The sequence below is a fragment of the Staphylococcus sp. HMSC070D05 genome (genome assembly GCF_001815595.1).
In the GTDB taxonomy this organism is placed as follows: domain Bacteria; phylum Bacillota; class Bacilli; order Staphylococcales; family Staphylococcaceae; genus Staphylococcus; species Staphylococcus hominis.
This window is the reverse complement of record NZ_KV821087.1, coordinates 24955-49211: the sequence shown is the minus strand read 5'-3', so window position 1 is coordinate 49211 and position 24257 is coordinate 24955. Positions and strand designations below refer to the sequence as shown.

The window sequence follows — 24257 nt, the reverse complement described above, 5'->3', positions numbered from 1 at the left end:
CACTTATCCAGATACTTTATGTCCCGGACTCTATTATTCTAGGTTTTTTAAGTCCTAGTCTCTTTATAGTTTACTATTATAATTCTGTTTCTTTATTAGCTTCTTCGATTCGTTTGTTAACTCTATTAAGTAGCTCATCAATTTTTGTACGTTGCGTTGCATTTACAAGAATCAATACTGTTCTTTCATCATGCTCATTACGTTTTTTATCGAAGTAATCTTCTTGAGATAAATTTTTCACTGCTTTTACTACTTGAGGTTGCTTGTAGTTTAAGTGATTAATAATATCTTTTAAATAATATTCTTCTTCTTTACTCTGACTAATATAAGTTAAAACAGCAAATTCTTCAAAGCTGATTGAAAACTCTTTTTTTATAATGCTTTTTAATTTATCTGCATAAGTAATCATTGCTAATAATTCAAAGCAGTCATTGATTTTTGAAATAGCCATTTTAAGACCTCCCCAACTAATATTCTCTCTATTTTTTATGCATCCGTTAAATTTATCTATATATAACGTCATCTATTAGTTTAAAAAGCTATTAATAATTAAGAATAAATAAATTAATTTAATTCTATATTATTTAGTTAATTATAACTAAATAAAATTAGAAAGTAAACGAAAATGCACTTAATAAAACAATGTTTTGATTAATTAATACTTTGTTTATAAAAATAAGCAAATTTTATAAAAGATTTAATTAAGAACAATTATTATGATGCTCCATATTATAAAATTAAAGTTTAATATACTAAAGTGAAAGATTATTCGGTACTTTCTAATAAAGATGCAGAAGGATGTGTAATAACTTTATCTCCAATACTTAATCCATTGGATACCGTAATATACCCACTTTTTTTACTTTTAATATATTTAATATTTCTTTTTATAATTTTTTTATTATGTATAACTAGAACATAATTTTTATTGTAAATGACTTTATTGGGTAATTCATATTCTGTTGTTCCTAAATGAAGATCAAAATGGTATCCAATAGGGTAGGAAGGATCTGTAGAAATATTTACATAATAAAAAGAGGAAGATGGCTCAGTTTTATAAGGAATAGAAGAAATAGATAAAATTTTTCCTTCAAATTGCCTAGTATTTTTAATAGAAACTTGAACAAGTTGATTATGTTTAAGTTGTTTAAGTTGAGATTCATTGATTTTAGCACGAATGATTCGTTCATCACTATTAATTTGCATAATTTCGGTATGAGATTTTGAAGGAAAAGGATGAAGTAGAGTGACTCGACCTTTAATAGGAGCATAAATGTGTGTTTGAAGTTGTTGCTGTAAATTGAGTATATCATTAGATAGTTGAACTTGTTGGTTGAAGTTATCGGAGGATATTTTATTTGAATGTTGTATTGAAGATAAAAGATTTTTTTTTGCAAGAATATATTTTTCAATGTGTGGACTATAATATTTAAATATTGGTGTATCTTTAGATATAGTTTCGTTATTTTTTACTAGAATATCTGAACTAATACCTAATGAGGGCTCATAATAAAGTGTATAACTTTGTTTAGCTTGCTGAACGCCTTGAAAAGAAAGAGAATAATGTGGTTTTACAGTCATCGTTTCTATTTTGTTTAAATGAGTCGTTTTGGGAATCTTAGAATAAATATAAAATCCAAACGAAATAATAAGAAGGAGAAGGAGGGTTACCATTATTGGTAAGGGGGATAAAAACTTTTTCAAATATAATCACCTCTAAACATTAATATGTATTTATTATACAAGTTTGGAGCTAAATACAACATAATTAAATGATGACATCAAAAAAGTCTTCTCAATTATTTCATTAAGAAGACGAAAATTTAGATAAAGATTTGATTTTAGTAGCAATTAAAATAAACGTAATAAAACAATACCAATTGCTATAGCGATTAATCCTATAAATTTACGGAAAGTCATTTCATTTTTAGGTACACCGATGCCAAAGTGATCAATAATGACACCCATTATCATTTGGCCAAGCATTGCGACAATAGTTGTAAGAGCAGCACCTAAATAGGGCATTAATATAATATTAGATGTAACGAAGATGACGCCTAAAATTCCACCAATAAAATAAAGCGGTTTAATACGACCGAGATGTTGCTGTGATAGTTTAATTTTTAAACTTCTATTAAATATTATTGTTAGAATAAATAAGGCAATAGTTCCAACAGTAAAAGAAACTAGTGCAGCGAATAAAGAAGAATGCATTTGCTTTGAAAGCCCGCTATTGATTGTAGTTTGTAGCGGAGGCGCAAATCCGAAAATAAAGCCAATTAACAACCAAATATAAAGTGAGATATTTCTTTTATCTTTAAGTTTATTTTTAGGTATATGGTTCATAAGAAGAATTCCGAATAATAAAACAATAATCCCCACACCTTTTAAAAAAGTAAAAGATGTTTGATTGGCCCCAAGTAACCCCAATGTATCAATCATAACACCCATTATGATTTGACCAGCAACTGTCATCACAACCGTAAGTGCTGCACCTAATCTTGGAAGGAGTAATAAGTTACCCGTTAAGAAACATACACCAAGCAAGCCACCAACCCACCAATGATAATCAATAGAGTGACCAGCATAAAATGAGCTTGAGAACATTTGGATATTAAAAGTGATATTGAGTATTAATAAAAATAGAGTTCCAACAAAAAAAGAAATCGTAGAGGCATAAAAAGATGATTCTGTAAATCGACCTAATCTAGAATTAATCGATGTTTGAATAGGAACCATCATACCAGCAATAATTCCAAGTACAAATAGAAAAAGCAAACTTAATTCCTCCCATGTCTTTACTATCAAATACGATTATTATACGTAAATTTCTAAAAAAATTCTATACTAAAAAAGAGAACGGATAGAATTCTTTTAGAACTCTTCATCCATTCTCAATCTACTGTTTAGAAGACGTTAAGTAAATTTTGACATTGTAACATACGTCTACTACGTCAATTAATTTAATTCAAATAAAACTGTTGTTGTTTTATCTACAATCTGCGCTGAAGCGACTTTACTTGGAGCGCCACTAGTAAATCTTAAAACATCTAACTTAATGATATTTTCCATTGCCGATTGTACATTAGATTCTGTTATTGTTGCCGAAATTTGTGGTAATTGTAACTTAGCTGTTTTGTTTAGATTTGTCTTAAATATAAGTTCTAAAGTTTTTGACATTGTTCATACCTCCTTTTTTAATAAAACCATTCATTAAACTAAACCTTGAGTTTTTACAATTTCAACTTTATCGAAAGATTCTTCAATTAAATTTGAAATTGTTGTTACAAATGATTTGATGTCTGCTTCAGAAGCACGTGTATTAATGTTATTAAATCGACGTTTAATTTCTTTGGCTTTTCCATTTGTATCATGTGTAACGTGAGTACAAATAACTGATAACTGAGTAATTTCGTTCATCTTATTTTCACCTCCTTACACTTTATATATCGAAAATATTTTTTAAAAAAGTAACTTGAAACCGAAAATAATTGAGCGAAATATTTTAATGTTACTAAAATATGATATATCATTGAATAAGAAACTTTATTGAGGTGGATAAATGAATTATGTAGAACCTATTAAGAAAAAGAATGATATTAAGAAGATGTATCACGTGTTACAAATGAAATCAGACAGAGATTATCTTTTATTTAAATTGGCTATACATACAGGTATGCGACTTACTGACTTATTACATCTTAAAGTTGAAGATGTAAAGAATAAGGAAAATAAAGAAATAAAGACAGCTTGGATTCAACAAGGTGCCCCATTTATCAAAATTATGATTCCTTCTGATTTAAGAAATGAAATTGATACATATATCTATGAAAATCAGTTGAAAGATCATCATCTTTTATTTCAGTCTCTTCGTACACATAAAGAACTTTCACGTCAGCAAGCTTATCGAATTATTCACCACGCAGCCGAAGAATTAGGCCTTTTACATATTGGGTTGACTACTCTTCGGAAAACTTTTGCATATCATGCCTATAAATCAGGTGTATCTATAGCTATTATTCAAAAGTATTTAGGACACCAGACTACGCATGAAACTTTGAAATTTATTGGTTTGTCACCTAAAGAAGATCATCATACAATTATTGCTTTGAATTTATAAAAAGGAGGGTTTTGATGAGTTTAATTTATTTACTAGGGGCACTTTTACTAATCATAGGTATTGTTCTAATCACTTTATTTATTAGACCTCTAAGACGCTATGCAGGATATATTTCCCTATTCGCTCCAGTGATTGCTTCTGTTTACTTCTTATCTCAAATTCCTAATGTACTTCATCAGAAAGTTATTTCTTTTAAACTAGCTTGGATGCCAGCCATTGATTTGAATTTAGATTTAAGACTAGATGGACTTGGATTAATGTTTGCTTTAATTATTTCTATTATAGGGATAGCTGTTTTCTTTTACGCTACTCAATATTTAACGCCTAATGGTGACAACTTACCTAGATTTTTCATTTACTTACTTTTATTTATGTTTAGTATGTTAGGTATAGTCATATCTAATAATACCATCCTTATGTATATCTTTTGGGAACTCACAAGTGTTTCTTCTTTCTTACTTATTTCGTATTGGTATAGTAATGCAAATAGTCAGCTAGGTGCAATACAGTCGTTTATGATTACAGTATTTGGCGGCTTAGCATTATTAACAGGTTTTATTATGTTGTACATAATGACAGGTACGAATACAATTACTGACATTTTATCGCAAGGTCATCATATTAGTGAGCATCCTTTATTTATTCCAATGATTATTATGATGCTTATTGGAGCTTTTACAAAATCAGCTCAATTTCCATTTCATATTTGGTTACCTAAAGCTATGGCTGCGCCAACCCCTGTAAGCGCCTATCTACATTCAGCAACAATGGTTAAAGCAGGTATATTTTTACTTTTTAGATTCACACCTGTATTAGGCTTAAGTAATAGTTATATTTATATTGTTACTTTTGTAGGATTAATCACAATGATGTTTGGATCTCTTACAGCTTTAAGACAATATGATTTAAAAGGAATTCTTGCCTATTCTACAGTTAGTCAACTTGGGATGATTATGACAATGGTTGGTTTAGGTGGTGGTATTGCGCAGCATCCAAGTGGACCAATGGCTAAAATTTACACATTAATTTTATTTGCAGGACTGTTCCATGTCATGAATCACGCATTATTTAAATGTACGTTATTTATGGGCGTAGGTATTATTGATCATGAAGCGGGCACAAGAGATATTAGAAAATTAAATGGTATGAGAAAGTTCTTTCCTAAAATGCACGTGAGTATGACGCTTGCAGCATTATCAATGGCGGGCGTACCATTTTTAAATGGTTTTTTAAGTAAAGAAATGTTTTTTGATTCTTTAGTTAAATCTATTGAATTAGAGCAATTTAGTTTAATTTTAACAATCATAATTGTGGCATTAGGCGTGATTTCAAGTATATTCACGTTTGTCTATGCAGTTTACATGCTAAAAGAAACATATTGGGGAGAATTTAATGAAAAAGAGGTTCCTAAAAAGCATATTCATGAGCCATGGTTGTTTAGTTTACCAGCAATGATTTTTGCTGTGATGCTACCTGTTATCTTCTTTATCCCAAATACCTTTACACATCCTATTGTTTTACCTGCATTAAGAAATGTCACAAACTTAGGTATCCAAGTTGATAAGATGGCACCACATGTATCCCAGTGGCACGGCATTAATTTACCGCTTATTTTTAGTATCATTGTTATTATTTTAGGAATTATTTTAGCAACAAAAGTAAATTGGAAAGTTTTAACACATCGCTTAATCAAAACAGCATCTATTACAAATTTCTATCGTAAAGCTTATAGTGTATTTGAACATTATGCTGCCTGTAGTATTCGTGGCGTAATGACGAACCGATTAAATTACTACAATGTGATTACGCTTTTAGTGTTTTCACTATTTGTAGCGTATGGTTTTTTAAGAGTAGGATTTCCGAAACTACATCTAATGTATGTTACTGACTTTGGACCTTTAGAAGTACTGCTTGCTATTTCAATCAGTGTTGTTGGTATAGCACTTGTCTTTATAAGACAACGCTTAACGATGGTAATATTAAATGGAATTATTGGCTATTCAGTTGCATTATTTTATTTAATCATGAGAGCACCTGATTTAGCTTTAACACAACTTGTAGTAGAGACGATGACTACAATATTATTCATTGTTAGTTTTTCACGCTTACCCAATATTTCACGTAAGAAAGCAGATAAGAAAAAAGAAATTATGAAAATTGTTGTAGCATTCATTTTTGCAGGCGCAGTGGTAACACTTGTGTTTATGGCACAACAAGGTGATGGTTTAGAAACAATTTCTAAATATTATATGAATGCAAAAGAACTCACAGGTGGTAAAAATATTGTGAATGCCATTTTAGGTGATTTTAGAGCACTTGATACTATGTTTGAAGGTTTAGTATTAATTATTGCTGGTTTAGGTATTTATACATTATTAAATTACAAAGATCGGAGGGGTCAAGATGAAAGAAAATGACGTAGTCTTAAAAACAGTAACTAAAATTGTTGTATTCATTTTACTTACTTTTGGTTTTTACATTTATTTAGCAGGTCATAATAATCCAGGAGGAGGATTTATTGGTGGTCTCGTCTTTAGCTCAGCTTTTATCTTGATGTTTTTAGCTTTCGATGTAAAAAAAGTATTGGATAGTTTACCTATCGACTTTAGAAAATTAATGATTATTGGAGCACTTATTTCTTTAATCACAGCAATTGCGCCTACCTTTTTTGGCAAATCATTTTTATATCAAAGTGAATTTACACTTCATTTACCAATATTTAATGAAATGCATATGACTACAGTGACGATTTTCGAATTAGGCATAGTACTTTCAGTAGTAGGTGTGATTGTCACAATTATGTTGGCATTGAGTGGGGGTAAATCATGAATCTTATTTTATTACTTATCATAGGATTTCTCGTATTCTTAGCGACATACATGATATTATCTTTAAATTTAATTCGTATTATTGTAGGGATTTCGATTTATACGCATGCTGGTAATTTGATTATTATGAGTATGGGTCATTATAGTGACCACGTAACAGAACCGCTTATTCGTGGTTCAAATACCAACTATGTCGATCCATTATTGCAAGCACTTGTTTTAACTGCAATTGTTATTGGATTTGGTATGACAGCTTTCTTACTTGTATTAGTTTATCGAACATATCGTGTTACAAAAGAATCAGAAATTGATGTGCTTAGGGAGGATGAAGATGATGAACAGTAACTTATTAATCCTTCCGATTCTCTTACCACTTCTTTGTGCATTATTACTTGTATTTACGAAGAATAAAAATAGAGTTTCGAAGATTTTATATATTGGAACAATGACGGTTAATACGCTTATTTCGCTAGCTTTATTGATTTATGTGATGAATCATAAACCAATCACTTTAGATTTTGGTGGTTGGAAAGCACCTTTTGGTATTCAATTTTTAGGTGATACTTTAAGTTTACTCATGGTAACAGTCGCTTCTTTTGTAGTGACTTTAATTATGGCGTATGGATTTGGACCTGCTGAAGAACGTGTGAATCGCTATTATTTACCAACATTTATTTTATTTTTAACTACCGGTGTGATTGGTGCTTTTTTAACTTCTGATTTATTTAACCTCTATGTGATGTTCGAAATTATGTTGCTTGCATCATTTGTGCTTGTAACATTAGGACAATCAATAGAACAATTAAGAGCAGCCATTGTCTATGTTGTTTTAAATATTATTGGTTCTTGGTTATTTTTATTAGGTATTGGCTTACTTTACAAATTAGTAGGGACATTAAACTTTTCTCAAGTTGCATTACGCTTAGATGATATTCACAATAATGAAATGGTAGTGGTCATTGCAATTGTATTTATGATTGCATTTGGCTCAAAAGCATCGTTAGTTTTATTTATGTGGTTACCTAAAGCTTATGCAGTATTAAATACTGAGCTCGCAGCTTTATTTGCAGCTTTAATGACGAAAGTGGGAGCATATGCTTTAATTCGTTTCTTTACTTTATTATTTGATCAACATCCAAATATTACACACCCCATACTTGTATTTATGTCTTGTATTACGATGATTATCGGTGCTTTTGGAGTCATTGCATTTAAAGACATAAAGAAAATTGCAGCATATCAAGTTATTTTATCAATTGGTTTTATTATTTTAGGCTTAGGATCAAATACATTTGCTGGAATTCATGGTGCTATTTTTTATCTAACAAATGATATTGTAGTAAAGACATTATTATTCTTTATTATTGGTAGTTTAGTTTATATGTCTGGTTATAGAGAATATAAGTATTTATATGGTTTGGCAAAGAGAGAGCCTTTCTTTGGCGTAGCATTTATCGTTATGATTTTCGCGATTGGCGGAGTTCCTCCATTTAGTGGGTTCCCTGGTAAAGTGCTTATTTTCCAAGGTGCGGTTCAAAATGGTAATTATATTGGATTAGCGCTCATGATTTTAACAAGTCTTTTAGCAATGTATAGTCTATTTAGAATACTATTTATTATGTACTTTGGAGATGCAGATGGCGAGCAAGTTGATTACAACCCATTGCCTGTTCATCGAAAAGGTATGATTGGCATACTAACTGTAGTTGTACTAGTGATGGGTCTTGCGGCACCAATTGTTATGAATGTTACTAAAAATGCAACAGAGTTAAATACAAATGATGCTTACTTCCATCACTTAGTTAATCCACATTTAAAGGAGGAGAATAAATGAGACAAATTGTATTGAATATCTTAATTGCTTTTCTATGGGTACTCTTTCAAGACCAAGGTTCTTTTTTATTCTCTACCTTTGTATCTGGCTATCTTATAGGATTAATTATCATTTATATACTTCATCGATTCTTTGGTCAAGAATTTTATTTAGTAAAAATATGGGTAGCTATTAAGTTTTTAGCCATATATTTGTATCAGTTAATTACTTCAAGTCTTAGTATCATTAAATATATTTTATTTAAAACAAAAGATATGAATCCTGGTCTTCTCACATATGAAACAGAGTTAAAAAGTGATTGGGGCATTACATTTTTAACCATTTTAATTATTATTACGCCTGGATCGACAGTGATTAGAATTTCAAAATTAACCAATAAATTTTTTATTCATAGTATAGATATTTCTGAAAATGAAAAAGCTAATTTGTTAAAAAGTATTAAACAATATGAACGTTTAATTATGGAGGTGTCACGATGATCCAAGCGATGACTAACTTTTTTAGTACAGGAGCTTTAATATTATTTGGTATTGCATTTATTATTGGATTGTTTCGTTTGATTAAAGGTCCTACCACAGCAGACAGAGTCGTAGCATTTGATGCAGCCAGTGCTGTAATTATGTGCATTGTTGGGGTGGTTAGCGTGATTTATGGTACTGATGCGTATTTAGATTCAATTATGTTAATTGCGATCATTTCATTTGTAAGCTCTGTATCTATTTCTAGATTTATTGGAGGAGGTCGGGTATTCAATGGAACTCATAAAAAGCGTCACTGAGTTGATTGCGTCTATCCTTATTTTTCTAGGAAGTATTATTGCAGTGATTAGTGCAATAGGCATTGTAAAATTTCAAGATGTTTTTTTACGTAGTCATGCTTCTACGAAAAGCTCAACGCTTTCTGTATTACTTACTTTAATCGGGGTATTAATATACTTTACGACGGTGCAAGGTTTCTTTAGTGTTCGTTTATTATTATCCATTGTCTTTATTAATTTAACATCTGCTGTTGGTATGCACCTTGTTGCTAGAGCAGCTTATCGAACTGGAGCATACATGTATAGAAAAGATGATGCCCCAAGACAATCTTCTATTTTATTAAGTTCAAAAGAATTTAATACAAGTGAGGAGTTAAAAAGTCGTGCTAAAAAAAGAGAAGAACAACGAGAAAAACTGTATTATGATATTAAAAACCATAGATCTGAAGAAAGAAAACAACAAGGTGACAAAAATATTGAAGATTTAGAAGAATAATTGTATATCTTAATAATTTTTAAGTGAATTATTTTGAAAGTGCAAGTTAGTTACTCTGAATATATTTTAATGATAAAATTGATATTAAATTGAGAGCATAAGAATGGTAGATAATAACTACATACGTTTAGAATAAATAAGATAACAATGTATCTTATATCTCAAATTAAATATGAAATAATGGGGTGAAAGTTTGGAAATATTTGAAACGATTCTCATATTTCTAGCTGTTGTTATTGTTAGCTCCTTTGTTCATACTTTTATTCCTAAAGTACCTCTTGCATTTATTCAAATCATATTAGGAATGATCCTCTTTATATTGCCTGTACCAGTTGAATTCAATTTTGATTCTGAACTCTTTATGCTAGCTACCATTGCACCTTTATTATTTGTTGAAGGTGTTAATGTATCTAGGGTACATTTACGACGATATATTAAACCTGTCATGTTAATGGCATTAGGTTTAGTAATTACTACCGTCATAGGTGTAGGGTTATTTATTCACTTAGTATGGCCAGATTTACCAATTGGTGCAGCGTTTGCGATTGCCGCAATTCTCTGTCCTACCGATGCTCCGGCAGTGCAAGCTATTACTCAAGGTAAAGTATTACCAAAAGGTGCAATGACGATTTTAGAAGGTGAGTCTTTATTAAATGATGCTGCAGGTATCATTTCATTTAAAATAGCAGTAGGGATACTCGTTACAGGCGCTTTCTCATTATTTGAAGCGATTCAACAATTCTTAATTGCTTCAATAGGAGGGGCCATTGTAGGATTGTTAATCGGTATATTACTTGTTCGATTCCGTCTAACGTTAACACGACGTGGTATTGAAAATATTAATATGTTTGTATTTCTTCAATTATTAACACCATTTGTAACCTATCTTGTGGCAGAATTATTCCATGCTTCAGGTATCATTGCTGCTGTAGTTGCTGGACTTGTTCATGGTTTTGAACGTGACCGTATTTCTCAAACACGTACACGCCTTCAACTAAGTTATAACCACACGTGGAATATTTTAGGTTATGCACTTAATGGTTTCGTATTCTCAATACTTGGCTTCTTAGTGCCGGAAGTTATTGTAAAAATTATTAAAAGTGAACCACATAACTTACTTTTCTTAATAGGAATTACTTTATTAGTAGCATTGGCTGTATATGTATTTAGATTTATATGGGTTTATGTACTATATCCTTTATTTTATCTATCAGTCAGTCCATTCCAAAAATTAATGAATGATGATAGTACAAGTACGAAAGAGAAGCCACCTAAGCGAAGTATGTATGCGTTAATTATGACATTTTGTGGTGTTCATGGAACGATTTCACTCGCAATTGCATTAACGTTACCTTACTATTTAGAAAATCATGAAGCTTTTAAGTATCGTAATGATTTACTTTTTATTTCCTCAGGAATGGTTATCTTAAGCTTAGTAATTGCGCAAATTGTTTTGCCTTTTGTTACGAAAAATGCACCTCAACCTAAAATAGGAAGTATGAATTTTAAAGAGGCAAGGATTTACATTTTAGAACATGTGATTGATTACTTAAATAAACGTTCATCTTATGAGACAAGTTATCGTTATGGAAATGTCATTAAAGAGTATCATGATAAATTGACTTTCCTAAAATCAGTAGAAAAAGATGACGAGAACTCAAAAGAACTTGAACGTTTACAACGGATTGCTTTTAATGTAGAAACAAAAACGCTTGAAAAATTAGCAGATGAAGGCGACATTACTGAAAGTATGTTAGAAAACTATATGCGCTTTGCTGAACGTACGCAAGTTTATAGACAAGCTTCACTCATTCGTCGTATTATTGTTGGAATGAGAGGATTACTTTTGAAACGTCATATTCGCACACGTACAAATGCAGCTTCCTCATTAAGTGTTACTGAAAACTTAATGGAACTTTCTAAAATCAATAAAAGAGTCCATTATAATGTAGTAAGCCGACTGGTTGAGGAGGCAAATGAGGACAATAAATTAGAAGTGGGTATGATATGCGATGGATATTTAATGAGAATAGACAACTTATCACCATCTAACTTCTTTAACACACATTCTGAAGATTCAATTACTAAAATTAAGTTGAATGCTTTAAGAGAGCAACGTCGTATTTTAACTGAACTTATTAGTGATGAAGAAATTACAGAAGCAACAGCCTTAAAATTGCGTGAGGCAATTAACTATGATGAAATGGTTATTGTAGATAGTTTAACTGATTAATTTAATCATTCAATAATGAATAATACAAAACCTGAGACAACTCGCTGTGTCTTAGGTTTTTTGAGTATAAATGAAAAATTTAAAATTGAAATTTAAGGTGTATCCCCCTTATTGTAAGATAATAGAAGACAATCACATTACTCAATCATTCGTGATACAATAAGATGAAACTGTTTATGAGGTGAAATCATGTTAACTGAAGAAAAAGAGGATTATCTCAAAGCAATTCTAACTAATGGTGGTGATAGCTCTTTTGTTTCAAATAAAATACTATCTCAATATTTAGATATAAAACCACCTTCTGTAAGTGAAATGGTAAGTCGTTTAGAAAAAGCTGGATTTGTTGAAACTAAACATTACAAAGGGGTAAAACTCTCTGAAGAAGGTCTCTCTCATACACTCGATATTATAAAAAGACATCGTTTATTAGAACAATTTTTAATTGAAGTGTTAAATTATAATTGGGAAGAAGTGCATCAAGAAGCGGAAATTTTAGAGCATAAAATTTCTGACTTATTTTTAGAAAGGATAGATAAACTGTTAAATTATCCTGAAACTTGTCCGCATGGAGGAGTTATTCCAAGAAATCATATTTATAAAGAAAAGTATAATGACTCATTACTTGAATATGATGAAGGAGACATAGTAAACATTAAACGTGTTCGCGATAGAACGGATTTACTTGTTTATCTATCCAGTAAGCATATGTCAATTGGAGATAACATTGAAATAGTATCCAAAGATAAAACCAATAAAGTCATTATTATAAACAATGATACAACTATGACGATTCTAAGTTATGATAATGCAATGAATATATTTGTAGAGAAAAATTAAACAAACGGTCATCTATTCATTTTGAATATGATGAGCCGTTTTTAAATCATAAATTTGTATATTAAATATAAAGAGAAACTGTTAATCATAATCCAAAATAGACTATAAAATAATGTGGGTAAATGTGTCAATTCAGCTAAAGTATTACCATCCCAATGTGTTTTCACTTTTTGGAAAGTCAATAATATAATTGTCCAACTAGATTGCAAAACTTCTCCTAACAGGACACCTAAGATAAGATGGCATAGGAGGACTACGATATAAAAAATCATAAATTGATTATTGCCTTGCAATAAAAAGTATAATAGCGAAATTAAAATAATTAAAACAATAACGGGAGACAGTTTTCGAGACGTTAAAATAAGGTAATACATAAATATCAAACTATATAGGATTAAAAATAAGCTTGGATAGTTAAAATGAATGGTCCAAAAACCTATCATTAACATGATTGGTGGCATGGCATACCCACCTAATGTCGTCACACATTGTCCAGTAACTGATTTAGATTGTGTAATTGCATAGCCTTGTTGTAATGTTTCTTTACGTTCACTAGGGCGTACAACAATGACAAGATCTTTAGCATGGCCCCCACTTAACTTATTAAATAGAATATGACCCATTTCATGAGTCAGTACTGGAATATAATTTAAATAAACGTCTAAATATTGATTAAACAAACGATGTCGATTTTGATGAATAATCATATAAGATATTGCTATAATAATGACTAAATAAATGTTTAAGAGAATATTCGTAGTTAAAAATTGTTGCAAATAATCCATAATCAACCTCACGCTAATAGTATAACTTCTATTATAAATCATTAAAATAAACTGGTCGTTTAGACTTTAGACGTATTTTTGAATACAATGGTAAAAATAATATACGATGAATAAGTTGAGGTGATTATAAATTCATTACAACATATAAAGAGGGTAAGAAAGCAGGGAGTTAACGTAAATGTATAGTCCAAAAAAGATAAAAAACGATAAAGTAGATATATTAGGCGTGCAATTCGATAATGTGACAATGTTGGATATGGTTGAAAATGTTAAACTTTTTTTGAAAAACAATACAAATGATAATTTGTTTATTGTAACTGCTAATCCTGAAATCGTAGTGTATGCTTCTGAACATGTAACCTATCGAAAGCTTATAAATAGTGCAAGTTATATCATTGCAGATGGTACAGGTGTAGTTAAAGCTTCTAATAGATTAAAACAACCATTAAAGCGACGTGTACCAGGCATTGAACTTATGGAAGAATGTATTAAATTTGCACACGAGCAAAGTCAAAAGGTATATTTATTAGGTTCAAAAAATGAAATTGTTGCGCAAGCACAACACAATTTACAACAGAAATATCCTAATGTTACTTTTGAGTATCACCATGGGTATATTGATCTATCAGATGAAACTGTAGTGAAAAGAATCCAACGCTTCAATCCTGACTATTTATTTGTTGGAATGGGTTTCCCAAAACAAGAAGAATGGATTCAAAAAAATGAAAGTAATTTTAAGCATACAGTAATGATGGGCATAGGTGGATCGTTAGAAGTGTTTAGTGGTACTAAAAAAAGAGCGCCTCGACTTTTTAGAAATTTAAATATTGAATGGGTCTACCGATTACTTATTGACTGGAAGCGAATTGGTCGTATAAAGAGTATTCCTAAATTTATGTTTAAAGTTTGGAAATTGCAGAATAAGAAGAAAAAATAAAAGAGGCTGAGACTTAAGCATGTGAATAGCTTAGGTCTCTACCTCTTTTCTTTTACTTTACAACAAAACGTTTTTCATCAAGTTGTTGTCTAAATGCTTTTTGTTCTTTTTTAGATTTTTTCTTAAAGTCTTTTAAAAATTGCTCATATTTAGGTAACACTGTATCTAATTCACCAAATTCTTTTAGCTTTCCACCTTCAATCCAAGCGATTTTAGTACAGAATTCACGCACTTGTCTGATATTATGACTTACAAAGAAAATCGTTTTATTTGCTTCTTTAAACTCATAAATTTTATCTAAACATTTTTGAGTAAATGTTTGATCGCCAACAGATAGAGCTTCATCGATAACTAAAATGTCAGGATTAATAGTTACATTGATAGAGAAACCGAGTTTCGCACGCATACCACTTGAATAGTTTTTAACAGGTTGATAAATGAATTCGCCAAGCTCACTAAATTCAATAACTTGAGGCATAAGTCTTTTAATTTCTTTCTTTTTAAACCCCATACAAAGCATCTTGAACTCAATATTTTCAATGCCCGTCAGTCTCCCATTTAAACCGGCATTAATGGCGATGACACTGACTTCACCATGACGATCTATATTTCCAGAACTTGGAGATAATGAGCCACCAATCATATTGCTTAATGTGGATTTTCCCGAACCATTTATACCTACTAAACCAATCACATCACCTTCATAAGCAGTAATAGACACATCATCTAAAGCAAAGAAGGTTTTGTTTTTATTTTTAGGAATTAACGCATCTTTGATACGTTCTTTATTATTGCGATATATTCGATATTCTTTTGTCACATGATTTATGTTAACAGATACGTTCATGATTTTTCCTTTCTTATAATTTATTATATAGATTATAATACATCACTCAATAGTTGTTAAATTTATTAACCTAGTGTAAAGTGTATATGAGATTTTGTATCTTTTTTATAAATAATATATTAATTTTACTTTCTTTTCCGTATTAAGTCTATCTTAATCAAATTTTCGACTAATGAGTTGTGTAAATATATAATGGATTCATATGAAGCATTTTAAACGTTGATTTAGAAATTTTATAATAAAATGTTTTTAATCAGTAGTTAAAGAAATTAAAAGCCATTATGAATCTACAATTGAAAGTGTGGTTTATTTCAATGTCGGCAGTAGGAACTGTTTTTAAAGAGCATATAAAAAACTTTTATTTAGTGCAACGACTTGCACAATTTCAAATCAAAATAACAAATACAAATAATTACTTAGGTATGGCTTGGGAATTACTTAACCCAGCACTTCAAATTATGGTATATTGGTTTGTCTTTGGTATGGGGATTCGTAGCAATCAACCGATACACGGCGTTTCATTTATTTTATGGTTACTAGTAGGAATTAGCATGTGGTTCTTTGTTAACCAAGGTATTCTTGAAGGGACGAAATCAGTATCTACGAAGTTTAACCAAGTAGCGAAAATGAATTTCCCTTTATCAATTATTCCAACTTATATCGTAACAAGTAAATTTTACGGCCATATTGGCTTATTAGCACTTATTATTGCAATTTGTATGGGAAATGGCATTATGCCTTCTATCCATATTGTACAATTATTAATTTACGTGCCACTAACATTTTTCTTTGTGGCTTCTGTAGCACTTTTTACGTCAACACTTGGAATCATAGTTCGTGACACACAGATGATTATGCAAGCATTACTAAGAATTTTATTTTATATGTCCCCTATTTTATGGATACCAAAAGATACTGGAATTAGTAGCGTAATTAATGACATTATGAAATTTAACCCTGTATACTTTTTAGCTGAATCTTACCGTGCAGCAATTTTATTCCATCAATGGTACTTTATTGAACATTGGAGATTACTTCTTTATAATATTATTATTATTTTAGTATTCTTTGTATTAGGGTCTATATTACATCGTAGATATCGAGATCATTTTGCAGATTTCTTATAAAATGCGTGCTAGATAAATCAATACTTACATTTATTAGTAGAGAGCCTGAAATGTATTAGATTGCATTTCAAGCTCTTTAGCATATATATCATAAATAAATATAGACGATGTTGATAGAGATGTATGTGAAAATGATAAGGAGTAGAGACAAAATCTTGTATTTCTGTCCTACTCTTTCTTTATAAATATTAAAAATTATTTTATTAACGAGTAGGGGGATTATATGATGAGAAGAGTAGTGATAAAAAATATTTATATGACACTTATTACTATTGTAAACCAAATTTTTAGATTTAAACGATTAAAATCGAATCATATTGCGATTTTAATGACATTTCCCGAAGACGTTATGCCAATAATTGAGCAATTAAACCAGAAAGGTTATGAACTAACAGTTATTGCTAAAGAAAAAGAATGGGCTAAGCTAAAGCAATTTAAAAATGTATCTTTTGTTCCAGCTGGAAATAGTCATATAGTGAAACATCTCAAGGCGATAAGTACAGCAAAAGTGATTGTGATTGATACATATTATCTTATGCTCGGGGGGTACCATAAGAAAAATGGACAGACAATTATCCAAACATGGCATGCCTCCGGTGCTTTAAAAAATTTTGGTTTAACGGATTATCAAGTAGACTTACATAATAAAAAAATGGTTCAACAATATAAAAACGTTTATAATGCTACTGATTATTATTTAGTGGGTGGAGAAGAAATGAGCAAATGTTTTGAAAGTGCTTTTGATGCTAAAAGCACTCAAATGCTTGAATTGGGTCTACCTCGATTAACCAAATATTTTAAATTAGACCTTAAGACGGAGCAAAAGAAATTAAAAAAATATTATAATATCCCTAATAAATTAGCATTATATGTGCCTACTTATCGTGAAAATCAAATGGATAATCGTCAAATTGATAAAGTATATTTTGAAAGGCAATTACCCAACTATACGCTCATTAATCAACTTCATCCATCAATTCCTAATAGTGAGCATTTTGCGACAACATCAGAACTAATGATGATGGCGGATATTATTATTAGTGATTATAGCTCCCTACCAATAGAAGCTAGCTTACTCAATAAGCCTACATTATTTTATGTGTTTGACGAAAATGAGTATGAAGAGGTGCGTGGATTGAATCAATTTTATCGCGATATTCCAACATTTTATAAAGTGAAACATATAGATGAAGTAGTGACTAAGATTAAATATAATGAAAAAGAAATAAAACCATTATTTAAACATTGGCATAAATATAATAGTGAAAAAAGCTTAGAAAACGTATTGAAATTTATTGAAAAGTTGGTGAAAGAATGAAAGTAGCGGTTATTATTCCAGTATACAATGCTGAAAATACAATTCGAAAAGCAGTTAAATCGATTGATACAACACATGATGTAGAAATTATTTGTATTAACGATGGATCAACAGATCGTACAAAACAAGTGTTAACTGAATTGCAAAAAGAAGTTAAACATCTCATTGTTTATCATCAAGACAATCAAGGAGCAGCAAAAAGTAGAAATATGGGTCTTTCTGCAATGTCAGATGATATCGATGCTTTTATGTTCTTAGATGCAGATGATCAATTTTTACCTGGAAAAATGGATCAAATGATTCAATATTATGAGAAAAATGATTATCTAGATATTGTGATTGGTCAAATCGGTAGAGGAATGAATGGCGACTGGAAAATCATTCCAACACACGAAGACATGCATCGTGAAGCAATGGTTTCATTAGCAGAAGCGCCAGAAATACTTCAATCTATTGGACCAGGTGGCAAGTTATTCAAAGCTAAATTTAATACATTAAGATTTGATGAAGATGTAGTATTTTGTGAAGAACATACATTTGTCACTCGTGCTTATTTAATGGCAAGGGATATCCAGCTAGTTCCTTTTATAGTATATGGATACAATGAGCGAGAAGGTTCTATTACAGATCAACGTGCAGATACGTTTATATCTTACTTAGAAGATGCTAGAAAAGTTCGACGTGAAGTCATGGATATGTTATTACTTGTTAACGAAAAAGCATATTATAGTTATCGAATGGATGACTTAATTGTCAGCTATCTCATTCAAGCATATTTAATAAAATACAGTAAAGTGACACTTCAAATTATAGAAAAAATCACTCAATATATCAGAGATATGCAACATACAAATTATTCTGGAGAAGCGTTGTTTAGAATAGTCCAAGCTGTAGAGCAAAGTGCGACTCATTGGACACGTGAGACTTATGAGTTATGGAGACATACACTTATTGAGGTAGGCATTGGGCGACCTGGTTTTTTACGTTTTCAAGCACAAGTCATGCCTAAAAAATTATTATTTAGTGGAAAGCAATCATTGAAACGCATGATGAATAAATAAATGATTAAGGGTCATATCAATATAAAATGAATGGTATGTTAAATATATTTATGCTAAATTAAGATTATTAATTAATGTTAAAAATTTGTAAAGGAGAAAGAAAATATGAGAAGAGTCATTACATATGGTACATATGATTTATTACATTACGGTCATATAGAATTACTAAGAAGAGCTCGTGAAATGGGCGATTATTTAATTGTAGCTTTATCAACAGATGAATTTAACCAAATTAAAAATAAAAAATCTTATTATGATTTTGAACAACGTAAAATGATGTTAGAATCTATTCGTTACGTTGATTTAGTGATTCCAGAAGATGGATGGGGTCAAAAAGAAACAGACGTTTATCGTTATGATGTTGATGTTTTTGTTATGGGGCATGACTGGGAAGGTAAATTTGACTTCCTAAAAGACAAATGTGAAGTTGTATATCTAAAACGTACTGAGGGTATTTCAACAACTAAAATCAAACAAGAGCTATACGGAAAAGATGCAAAATAAAATAATAATTTATTAAAGGCACATATAGACGCCTTAGAAGTTTAGCTATTTCTCAATCATTGATTAAATCAAGTAGATAACAATAATTTTTTGATTTGACTCATCCTTTTGGGAGTGAACAGTGAATTCAAAACGAATTCTAGGGCACTCCTATTTTTATGTAATAAAACATTTTAAATAAAATGCTATACTAAGAACAACCCATCTCATTACTAGTTAAAATACATTTAAATTAGGATAAACACTAAATATAATATCAAAACTACAAATACAAATTGATGATTAAAGAGGTTTATTTATGAAACAACACAATCCATTATTTTTTCTATTTAAACGATTGTCTTGGCCCTATGGTTTAATCATAACTGCTGTTGTCATTTCTTCGTTAGGAAGTCTTAGCGGATTATTGATTCCACTGTTTACAGGTCGCTTAGTAGATAAATTTTCTACTAATAATATGAATTGGAATATTGTCGTTCTATTTGCAAGTATATTTATCATTAATGCATTACTTAGCGGTTTAGGTATTTATCTCTTAAGTAAAATTGGAGAAAAAATGATTTATGGCATTCGTTCATTATTATGGGAGCATATGATTAAACTGAAAATGCCGTTTTTTGACAAAAATGAAAGTGGTCAGTTGATGAGTCGTTTAACTGATGATACTAAGGTCATTAACGATTTTATCTCTCAAAAATTACCACAATTACTACCAGCTATTATCACATTGATTGGTTCTATTATTATGCTGTTTATTATGGACTGGCAAATGACTTTACTGACTTTCATAGCTATTCCAATATTTATGAGTATTATGATTCCACTTGGAAGACGTATGCAAAAAATTTCAAAACATACCCAAGCAGAAATTGCCAATTTTAGCGGATTATTAGGTCGTGTATTGACAGAAATGCGTTTAGTAAAAATTTCTAATACTGAACAAAAAGAATTAAATAATGCACATTATAACTTAAATGAAATATATAAATTAGGTTTAAGACAAGCGAAAATAGTAGCGATTATTCAACCTATTTCAAGTGTGATTATGTTATTAATGATAGCCGTCATTTTAGGATTTGGAGCAATTAGAATTGCTACTGGTGCTATTACAGCAGGTGCTTTAATAGCTATGATTTTTTATGTGATGCAGTTATCTATGCCACTTATGAACTTATCTACACTAGTTACTGATTACAAAAAAGCTGTAGGCGCAAGTCAACGTATTTATGAAATTATGCAAGAACCCGTTGAACCGATGGAACACTTAAGACCCATTGCTAATATCAACATTGAGAATGGAGCGCTTGAATTTAATAACGTAGAATTTAAATATGATGTAAAAACGATTCTTGATCATGTATCATTTCGTATACCTCAAGGCGATATTAGTGCTTTTGTTGGCCCTTCAGGTTCTGGGAAAAGTACTATTTTTAATTTAATTGAACGTATGTATGATATCGATAACGGTGATATTACATATGGCAATGAAAGTATTTATGATATTCCAATTACAAATTGGCGTAACAAAATTGGATATGTCATGCAGTCAAACTCTATGATGACAGGAACAATTCGAGATAATATCTTATATGGTATTAACCGTACCGTCTCTGATGAAGAACTAATTAAATATGCAAAACTAGCGAATTGTCATGACTTTATTATGCAATTTGATGAAGGATACGATACATTAGTGGGCGAACGTGGATTAAAACTGTCTGGGGGACAACGACAACGTATTGATATCGCTAGAAGTTTTGTGAAAAATCCAGATATACTGTTACTTGATGAAGCTACTGCAAATCTTGATAGTGAAAGTGAACAAAAAATTCAAGAAGCTTTAGAAGTATTGATGAAAGGTAGAACAACGATAGTGATTGCACACCGTCTCTCTACGATTAAAAAAGCAGGTCAAATTATTTTTATTGATCAAGGACGTGTGACGGGTGAAGGTACACATGACGAATTAATGAAATATCATGAGAAGTATCATCAATTTGTGACTACACAAAATTTAAATAAATAATGAATATTGAACATCCAAATATCACGATGATAAAATTATATATAATTTTACAGTGTAGATGAAAAAATCTTAGGCTGATAAGATATAGTTAGTATACAAACACATTGCTTAAAAATTAATTGAATAAACATAAATAAATTGGAGAGAATGATATTGAATAAACTATCAATAATTATTACATATTTTAATAGTGAAGAATATATTGAAGATTGTATTAATAGCTTAAAAAATCAAAGGAATCAAGATTTTGAGATTATTATTGTAGATGATGGTTCTACGGATCATTCAACACAAATCTTAAATAAAACATTAGCATCTTATGATAAAGATGTGACGTTTATTCAACTTGAAACAAATACTGGTCATGCACATGCTAGAAATATTGCTTTAGACTCAGCAGAAGGTCAATACGTAATGTTTTTAGATGCGGATGATCAATTAGCCTCATATGCTATTGAATATTATTTAAATCATATTAATGGTTTAGATACATTAATTGCGCCGATACATAAATTTACAATGCAACGTCCTCAATATGTAGACAAAGATAAGATACGTTTGCAGTATCGCTCACATCATTCATATCCTAATTCAATTTTAAGAAAAGAAACTGCATGTAATATTTTATTTAGAAATGCAATTATTAAAGCACATGACATTAAATTTAATGAAGATTTAAGTATTTTTACTGATAATTCATTTGTATTAGAGTATCTAAAATATGCTGAACATTTTGTTAGAATTGTTAATTTTCCGTTTTATTATCGTGGTGAAGTATATGATCCATTTAATGGTAATACACTAAGTGATCAAGATTTTATTGATAAATTTGAAGACTATACAAATAGTTTCTTTGATGCTATGCAAAGAACTACAAATAAAGAAGTTAAGAAATTTTTAGTTCAAAGAATGAAAAATGAAATTAAAAAAGGTTTTGATCCTTCGCTTAGAGATATTAAAGCAAGATATATTGCTTTAGAGCACACTCTAGTTAAAGTAGTAAAAGCACTAAAATGGAATATCATTAAAGACGGTAAGTTGTTATATAATCTTGAAATCATGTTTTTATCTATGGATGACATTGAGAATGCAAGATATGTGAATGAATTACGTAAAAAAACACGTTTATTTAAAAGTATTCTTACAAACAGTAAGATGAAAGAACGTGCTAAATATCAACTTACAGATAATGAAAATATGGTAGATTCACATACGATTGTATTTGAGTCATTTGGTGGCAAAAATTACAGTGATAGTCCAAAGTATATATATGAATATATGCAACAACACTATCCACAATATAATTATATTTGGGTCTTTTCTAAGCCTGATAATAATATTATTCCTGGAAATGCAACTAAAGTGAAAAAAGGATCCAAAGAATATTATGAAGCCTATGCTAAAGCGAAATACTGGATTTCAAATGCTCGATTACCATTGTATTTAAATAAAAAAGAGAATCAAATGTATATTCAAACTTGGCATGGCACACCGTTAAAACGTTTAGCAAATGATATGAAAGTGGTAAGAATGCCGGGAACAACAACAGCAAATTATAAAAAGAATTTTTATACAGAAGCATCTCGTTGGAATTATTTAGTATCTCCCAACCGTTATTCTACGGATATCTTTAAGTCTGCTTTTTGGATGGATGAAGAAAGAATTTGGGAAATTGGCTATCCAAGAAATGATGTATTAGTTACAAGACAAAATGATACTGAGTATATAGAACAAATTAAAAACGATTTAAATTTACCGAAAGATAAAAAAGTTATTATGTATGCGCCAACTTGGAGAGATGATGAATTCGTTAAAAAAGGTCAATATTTATTTGATTTGAAAATAAATTTAGCTAATTTAAAAGAGCAAATTGGAGATGACTATGTCATTTTACTAAGAATGCATTATCTTATTGCAAATGCATTAGATCTAACTGGATACGATGACTTTGCTATTGATGTTTCAAATTATAATGATATTTCAGAATTATATTTAATATCTGATGCGCTTATTACGGACTATTCGTCAGTGATGTTTGATTATGGTATTTTGAAACGTCCTCAATTTTTCTTTGCTTATGATATTGAAAAATACGATAAAGGTCTTCGTGGCTTCTATATGAATTATATGGAAGATTTACCAGGAGAAATTATTACAGATGAATTTAAACTTGCTGAAGAATTAAAACATTTAGATACACATAAAGAAAAATATAAAGATAAAATTGAAGCGTTCTATAATGATTTTTGTTCAATTGAAAAAGGTCAATCTTCTAAATTTATAGCAGACTATATTAATAATGATATTCATGAAAATGAATCATAAAATTAAATGATATAAAGAATGGGAAATCGTTACTTTAAATTCGTTTTCCCATTCTTTTTCTATATAACCGTATTAAGTTTAAATGGAGTTTATGGTAAATAACAACAAAAAAGAAAAATAGACAACTATTTTATTAAATATGTTATTTTAACGAACATTTTATAATGGTATAATGTTAAATGTACTTTTTACAGAACGTTGGTTGTTATTTTATGAAAATAG

At 30.0% G+C, this 24257-nt stretch carries 24 protein-coding genes; 17 read left to right on the top strand and 7 right to left on the bottom strand.

Going from position 1 to position 24257, the window contains the following annotated elements:
- Positions 1-76: 76 nt before the first annotated feature.
- The 5 genes from sarA to HMPREF3046_RS00220 form a co-directional block, all read right to left on the bottom strand.
- Positions 77-451 carry a global transcriptional regulator SarA gene (gene sarA, locus HMPREF3046_RS00240; RefSeq protein ID WP_002448898.1) on the bottom strand — a complete coding sequence of 125 codons (375 nt, stop codon included), beginning with the start codon at positions 449-451 and terminating at the stop codon, positions 77-79.
- Positions 452-765: 314 nt separating this feature from the next.
- A complete protein-coding gene (locus tag HMPREF3046_RS00235; RefSeq protein ID WP_256278202.1) occupies positions 766-1581 on the bottom strand; it encodes an efflux RND transporter periplasmic adaptor subunit in 816 nt (271 codons plus the stop codon).
- A 270-nt stretch (positions 1582-1851) separates the two neighbouring features.
- Positions 1852-2778 carry a DMT family transporter gene (locus HMPREF3046_RS00230; RefSeq protein WP_064207212.1) on the bottom strand — a complete coding sequence of 309 codons (927 nt, stop codon included), beginning with the start codon at positions 2776-2778 and terminating at the stop codon, positions 1852-1854.
- Between the two features lie 180 nt (positions 2779-2958).
- Positions 2959-3180: a DUF2922 domain-containing protein gene (locus HMPREF3046_RS00225; protein WP_064207211.1), complete on the bottom strand. Its 222-nt coding sequence runs from the start codon at positions 3178-3180 to the stop codon at positions 2959-2961.
- Between the two features lie 33 nt (positions 3181-3213).
- Entirely contained in the window at positions 3214-3420 is a 207-nt protein-coding gene (locus HMPREF3046_RS00220; protein ID WP_064207210.1) for a sigS mRNA-stabilizing protein SroA, read from the bottom strand.
- A gap of 142 nt (positions 3421-3562) precedes the next feature.
- Here HMPREF3046_RS00220 and HMPREF3046_RS00215 point away from each other — a divergent pair, with 142 nt between their 5' ends.
- From HMPREF3046_RS00215 to HMPREF3046_RS00170, 10 genes are all read left to right on the top strand, one after another.
- Positions 3563-4120, top strand: a complete 558-nt coding sequence (locus HMPREF3046_RS00215) for a tyrosine-type recombinase/integrase (protein WP_070715454.1) — start codon at positions 3563-3565, stop codon at positions 4118-4120.
- A gap of 14 nt (positions 4121-4134) precedes the next feature.
- Positions 4135-6537, top strand: coding sequence for a DUF4040 family protein (locus HMPREF3046_RS00210; protein ID WP_070715452.1), 2403 nt, complete (start codon positions 4135-4137; stop codon positions 6535-6537).
- Positions 6524-6949 carry a Na+/H+ antiporter Mnh2 subunit B gene (mnhB2, locus tag HMPREF3046_RS00205; RefSeq protein ID WP_064207207.1) on the top strand — a complete coding sequence of 142 codons (426 nt, stop codon included), beginning with the start codon at positions 6524-6526 and terminating at the stop codon, positions 6947-6949. The genes HMPREF3046_RS00210 and mnhB2 overlap by 14 nt, the downstream gene beginning before the upstream one ends.
- Positions 6946-7293, top strand: coding sequence for a Na+/H+ antiporter Mnh2 subunit C (gene mnhC2, locus HMPREF3046_RS00200; protein ID WP_002448875.1), 348 nt, complete (start codon positions 6946-6948; stop codon positions 7291-7293). The genes mnhB2 and mnhC2 overlap by 4 nt, the downstream gene beginning before the upstream one ends.
- Positions 7283-8782, top strand: coding sequence for a Na+/H+ antiporter Mnh2 subunit D (gene mnhD2 / locus HMPREF3046_RS00195; protein ID WP_064207214.1), 1500 nt, complete (start codon positions 7283-7285; stop codon positions 8780-8782). Before mnhC2 ends, mnhD2 begins: the two co-directional genes overlap by 11 nt.
- Positions 8779-9261 carry a Na+/H+ antiporter Mnh2 subunit E gene (gene mnhE2 / locus HMPREF3046_RS00190; protein ID WP_064207206.1) on the top strand — a complete coding sequence of 161 codons (483 nt, stop codon included), beginning with the start codon at positions 8779-8781 and terminating at the stop codon, positions 9259-9261. The genes mnhD2 and mnhE2 overlap by 4 nt, the downstream gene beginning before the upstream one ends.
- The gene (mnhF2, locus tag HMPREF3046_RS00185) at positions 9258-9560 is read left to right on the top strand and encodes a Na+/H+ antiporter Mnh2 subunit F (protein WP_002449139.1); all 303 of its coding nucleotides are present in this window, start codon (positions 9258-9260) and stop codon (positions 9558-9560) included. The genes mnhE2 and mnhF2 overlap by 4 nt, the downstream gene beginning before the upstream one ends.
- On the top strand, positions 9535-10035 hold the full coding sequence (locus HMPREF3046_RS00180; protein WP_070715450.1) for a Na+/H+ antiporter subunit G: 501 nt from the start codon (positions 9535-9537) through the stop codon (positions 10033-10035). Before mnhF2 ends, HMPREF3046_RS00180 begins: the two co-directional genes overlap by 26 nt.
- A gap of 193 nt (positions 10036-10228) precedes the next feature.
- On the top strand, positions 10229-12268 hold the full coding sequence (locus HMPREF3046_RS00175) for a cation:proton antiporter (RefSeq protein WP_070715448.1): 2040 nt from the start codon (positions 10229-10231) through the stop codon (positions 12266-12268).
- 189 nt (positions 12269-12457) lie between these two features.
- Complete coding sequence (locus HMPREF3046_RS00170) at positions 12458-13105, top strand: metal-dependent transcriptional regulator (protein ID WP_070715446.1); 648 nt, start codon at positions 12458-12460, stop codon at positions 13103-13105.
- Positions 13106-13146: 41 nt separating this feature from the next.
- Here the strand turns inward: HMPREF3046_RS00170 and HMPREF3046_RS00165 are convergent, their stop codons facing one another.
- A complete protein-coding gene (locus HMPREF3046_RS00165) occupies positions 13147-13890 on the bottom strand; it encodes a M50 family metallopeptidase (protein WP_070715444.1) in 744 nt (247 codons plus the stop codon).
- A 178-nt stretch (positions 13891-14068) separates the two neighbouring features.
- On the opposite strand from HMPREF3046_RS00165, the gene tarA reads away from it, so the two are divergent.
- A complete protein-coding gene (gene tarA, locus HMPREF3046_RS00160) occupies positions 14069-14827 on the top strand; it encodes an N-acetylglucosaminyldiphosphoundecaprenol N-acetyl-beta-D-mannosaminyltransferase TarA (protein ID WP_070715442.1) in 759 nt (252 codons plus the stop codon).
- A gap of 52 nt (positions 14828-14879) precedes the next feature.
- On the opposite strand, the gene tagH is transcribed toward tarA, so the two are convergent.
- Positions 14880-15674, bottom strand: coding sequence for a teichoic acids export ABC transporter ATP-binding subunit TagH (tagH, locus tag HMPREF3046_RS00155; RefSeq protein WP_070715440.1), 795 nt, complete (start codon positions 15672-15674; stop codon positions 14880-14882).
- Between the two features lie 314 nt (positions 15675-15988).
- Here tagH and HMPREF3046_RS00150 point away from each other — a divergent pair, with 314 nt between their 5' ends.
- The 6 genes from HMPREF3046_RS00150 to HMPREF3046_RS00125 all read left to right on the top strand — a co-directional run bounded on the left by HMPREF3046_RS00150 (position 15989) and on the right by HMPREF3046_RS00125 (position 24035).
- The gene (locus HMPREF3046_RS00150) at positions 15989-16801 is read left to right on the top strand and encodes an ABC transporter permease (RefSeq protein ID WP_070715438.1); all 813 of its coding nucleotides are present in this window, start codon (positions 15989-15991) and stop codon (positions 16799-16801) included.
- Positions 16802-17024: 223 nt separating this feature from the next.
- Entirely contained in the window at positions 17025-18119 is a 1095-nt protein-coding gene (tarB, locus tag HMPREF3046_RS00145) for a teichoic acid glycerol-phosphate primase TarB (protein WP_070715436.1), read from the top strand.
- Positions 18116-19180 (top strand): glycosyltransferase family 2 protein, encoded by a 1065-nt coding sequence (locus HMPREF3046_RS00140; protein ID WP_070715435.1) that lies wholly within the window; start codon positions 18116-18118, stop codon positions 19178-19180. The genes tarB and HMPREF3046_RS00140 overlap by 4 nt, the downstream gene beginning before the upstream one ends.
- A 105-nt stretch (positions 19181-19285) precedes the next feature.
- Positions 19286-19684 carry a glycerol-3-phosphate cytidylyltransferase gene (gene tagD / locus HMPREF3046_RS00135; protein ID WP_070715433.1) on the top strand — a complete coding sequence of 133 codons (399 nt, stop codon included), beginning with the start codon at positions 19286-19288 and terminating at the stop codon, positions 19682-19684.
- Between the two features lie 298 nt (positions 19685-19982).
- Positions 19983-21710, top strand: a complete 1728-nt coding sequence (locus tag HMPREF3046_RS00130; protein WP_070715431.1) for an ABC transporter ATP-binding protein — start codon at positions 19983-19985, stop codon at positions 21708-21710.
- A 153-nt stretch (positions 21711-21863) separates the two neighbouring features.
- Positions 21864-24035 (top strand): bifunctional glycosyltransferase/CDP-glycerol:glycerophosphate glycerophosphotransferase, encoded by a 2172-nt coding sequence (locus tag HMPREF3046_RS00125; RefSeq protein WP_083316348.1) that lies wholly within the window; start codon positions 21864-21866, stop codon positions 24033-24035.
- Positions 24036-24257 lie beyond the last annotated feature (222 nt).

What these genes read in the sequence shown, in the direction of transcription:
- HMPREF3046_RS00180 (WP_070715450.1), top strand. Translation starts at nt 9,535, where the DNA reads ATGGAACTCATAAAAAGCGTCACTGAGTTGATTGCGTCTATCCTTATT.
- mnhB2 (WP_064207207.1), top strand. Translation starts at nt 6,524, where the DNA reads ATGAAAGAAAATGACGTAGTCTTAAAAACAGTAACTAAAATTGTTGTA.
- mnhD2 (WP_064207214.1), top strand. Translation starts at nt 7,283, where the DNA reads ATGAACAGTAACTTATTAATCCTTCCGATTCTCTTACCACTTCTTTGT.
- tarA (WP_070715442.1), top strand. Translation starts at nt 14,069, where the DNA reads ATGTATAGTCCAAAAAAGATAAAAAACGATAAAGTAGATATATTAGGC.
- mnhC2 (WP_002448875.1), top strand. Translation starts at nt 6,946, where the DNA reads ATGAATCTTATTTTATTACTTATCATAGGATTTCTCGTATTCTTAGCG.
- HMPREF3046_RS00210 (WP_070715452.1), top strand. Translation starts at nt 4,135, where the DNA reads ATGAGTTTAATTTATTTACTAGGGGCACTTTTACTAATCATAGGTATT.
- HMPREF3046_RS00140 (WP_070715435.1), top strand. Translation starts at nt 18,116, where the DNA reads ATGAAAGTAGCGGTTATTATTCCAGTATACAATGCTGAAAATACAATT.
- HMPREF3046_RS00170 (WP_070715446.1), top strand. Translation starts at nt 12,458, where the DNA reads ATGTTAACTGAAGAAAAAGAGGATTATCTCAAAGCAATTCTAACTAAT.
- HMPREF3046_RS00150 (WP_070715438.1), top strand. Translation starts at nt 15,989, where the DNA reads ATGTCGGCAGTAGGAACTGTTTTTAAAGAGCATATAAAAAACTTTTAT.
- tarB (WP_070715436.1), top strand. Translation starts at nt 17,025, where the DNA reads ATGATGAGAAGAGTAGTGATAAAAAATATTTATATGACACTTATTACT.
- HMPREF3046_RS00220 (WP_064207210.1), bottom strand. Translation starts at nt 3,420, where the DNA reads ATGAACGAAATTACTCAGTTATCAGTTATTTGTACTCACGTTACACAT.
- tagD (WP_070715433.1), top strand. Translation starts at nt 19,286, where the DNA reads ATGAGAAGAGTCATTACATATGGTACATATGATTTATTACATTACGGT.
- HMPREF3046_RS00225 (WP_064207211.1), bottom strand. Translation starts at nt 3,180, where the DNA reads ATGTCAAAAACTTTAGAACTTATATTTAAGACAAATCTAAACAAAACA.
- mnhE2 (WP_064207206.1), top strand. Translation starts at nt 8,779, where the DNA reads ATGAGACAAATTGTATTGAATATCTTAATTGCTTTTCTATGGGTACTC.
- HMPREF3046_RS00215 (WP_070715454.1), top strand. Translation starts at nt 3,563, where the DNA reads ATGAATTATGTAGAACCTATTAAGAAAAAGAATGATATTAAGAAGATG.
- tagH (WP_070715440.1), bottom strand. Translation starts at nt 15,674, where the DNA reads ATGAACGTATCTGTTAACATAAATCATGTGACAAAAGAATATCGAATA.
- HMPREF3046_RS00235 (WP_256278202.1), bottom strand. Translation starts at nt 1,581, where the DNA reads ATGACTGTAAAACCACATTATTCTCTTTCTTTTCAAGGCGTTCAGCAA.
- HMPREF3046_RS00165 (WP_070715444.1), bottom strand. Translation starts at nt 13,890, where the DNA reads ATGGATTATTTGCAACAATTTTTAACTACGAATATTCTCTTAAACATT.
- HMPREF3046_RS00130 (WP_070715431.1), top strand. Translation starts at nt 19,983, where the DNA reads ATGAAACAACACAATCCATTATTTTTTCTATTTAAACGATTGTCTTGG.
- mnhF2 (WP_002449139.1), top strand. Translation starts at nt 9,258, where the DNA reads ATGATCCAAGCGATGACTAACTTTTTTAGTACAGGAGCTTTAATATTA.
- sarA (WP_002448898.1), bottom strand. Translation starts at nt 451, where the DNA reads ATGGCTATTTCAAAAATCAATGACTGCTTTGAATTATTAGCAATGATT.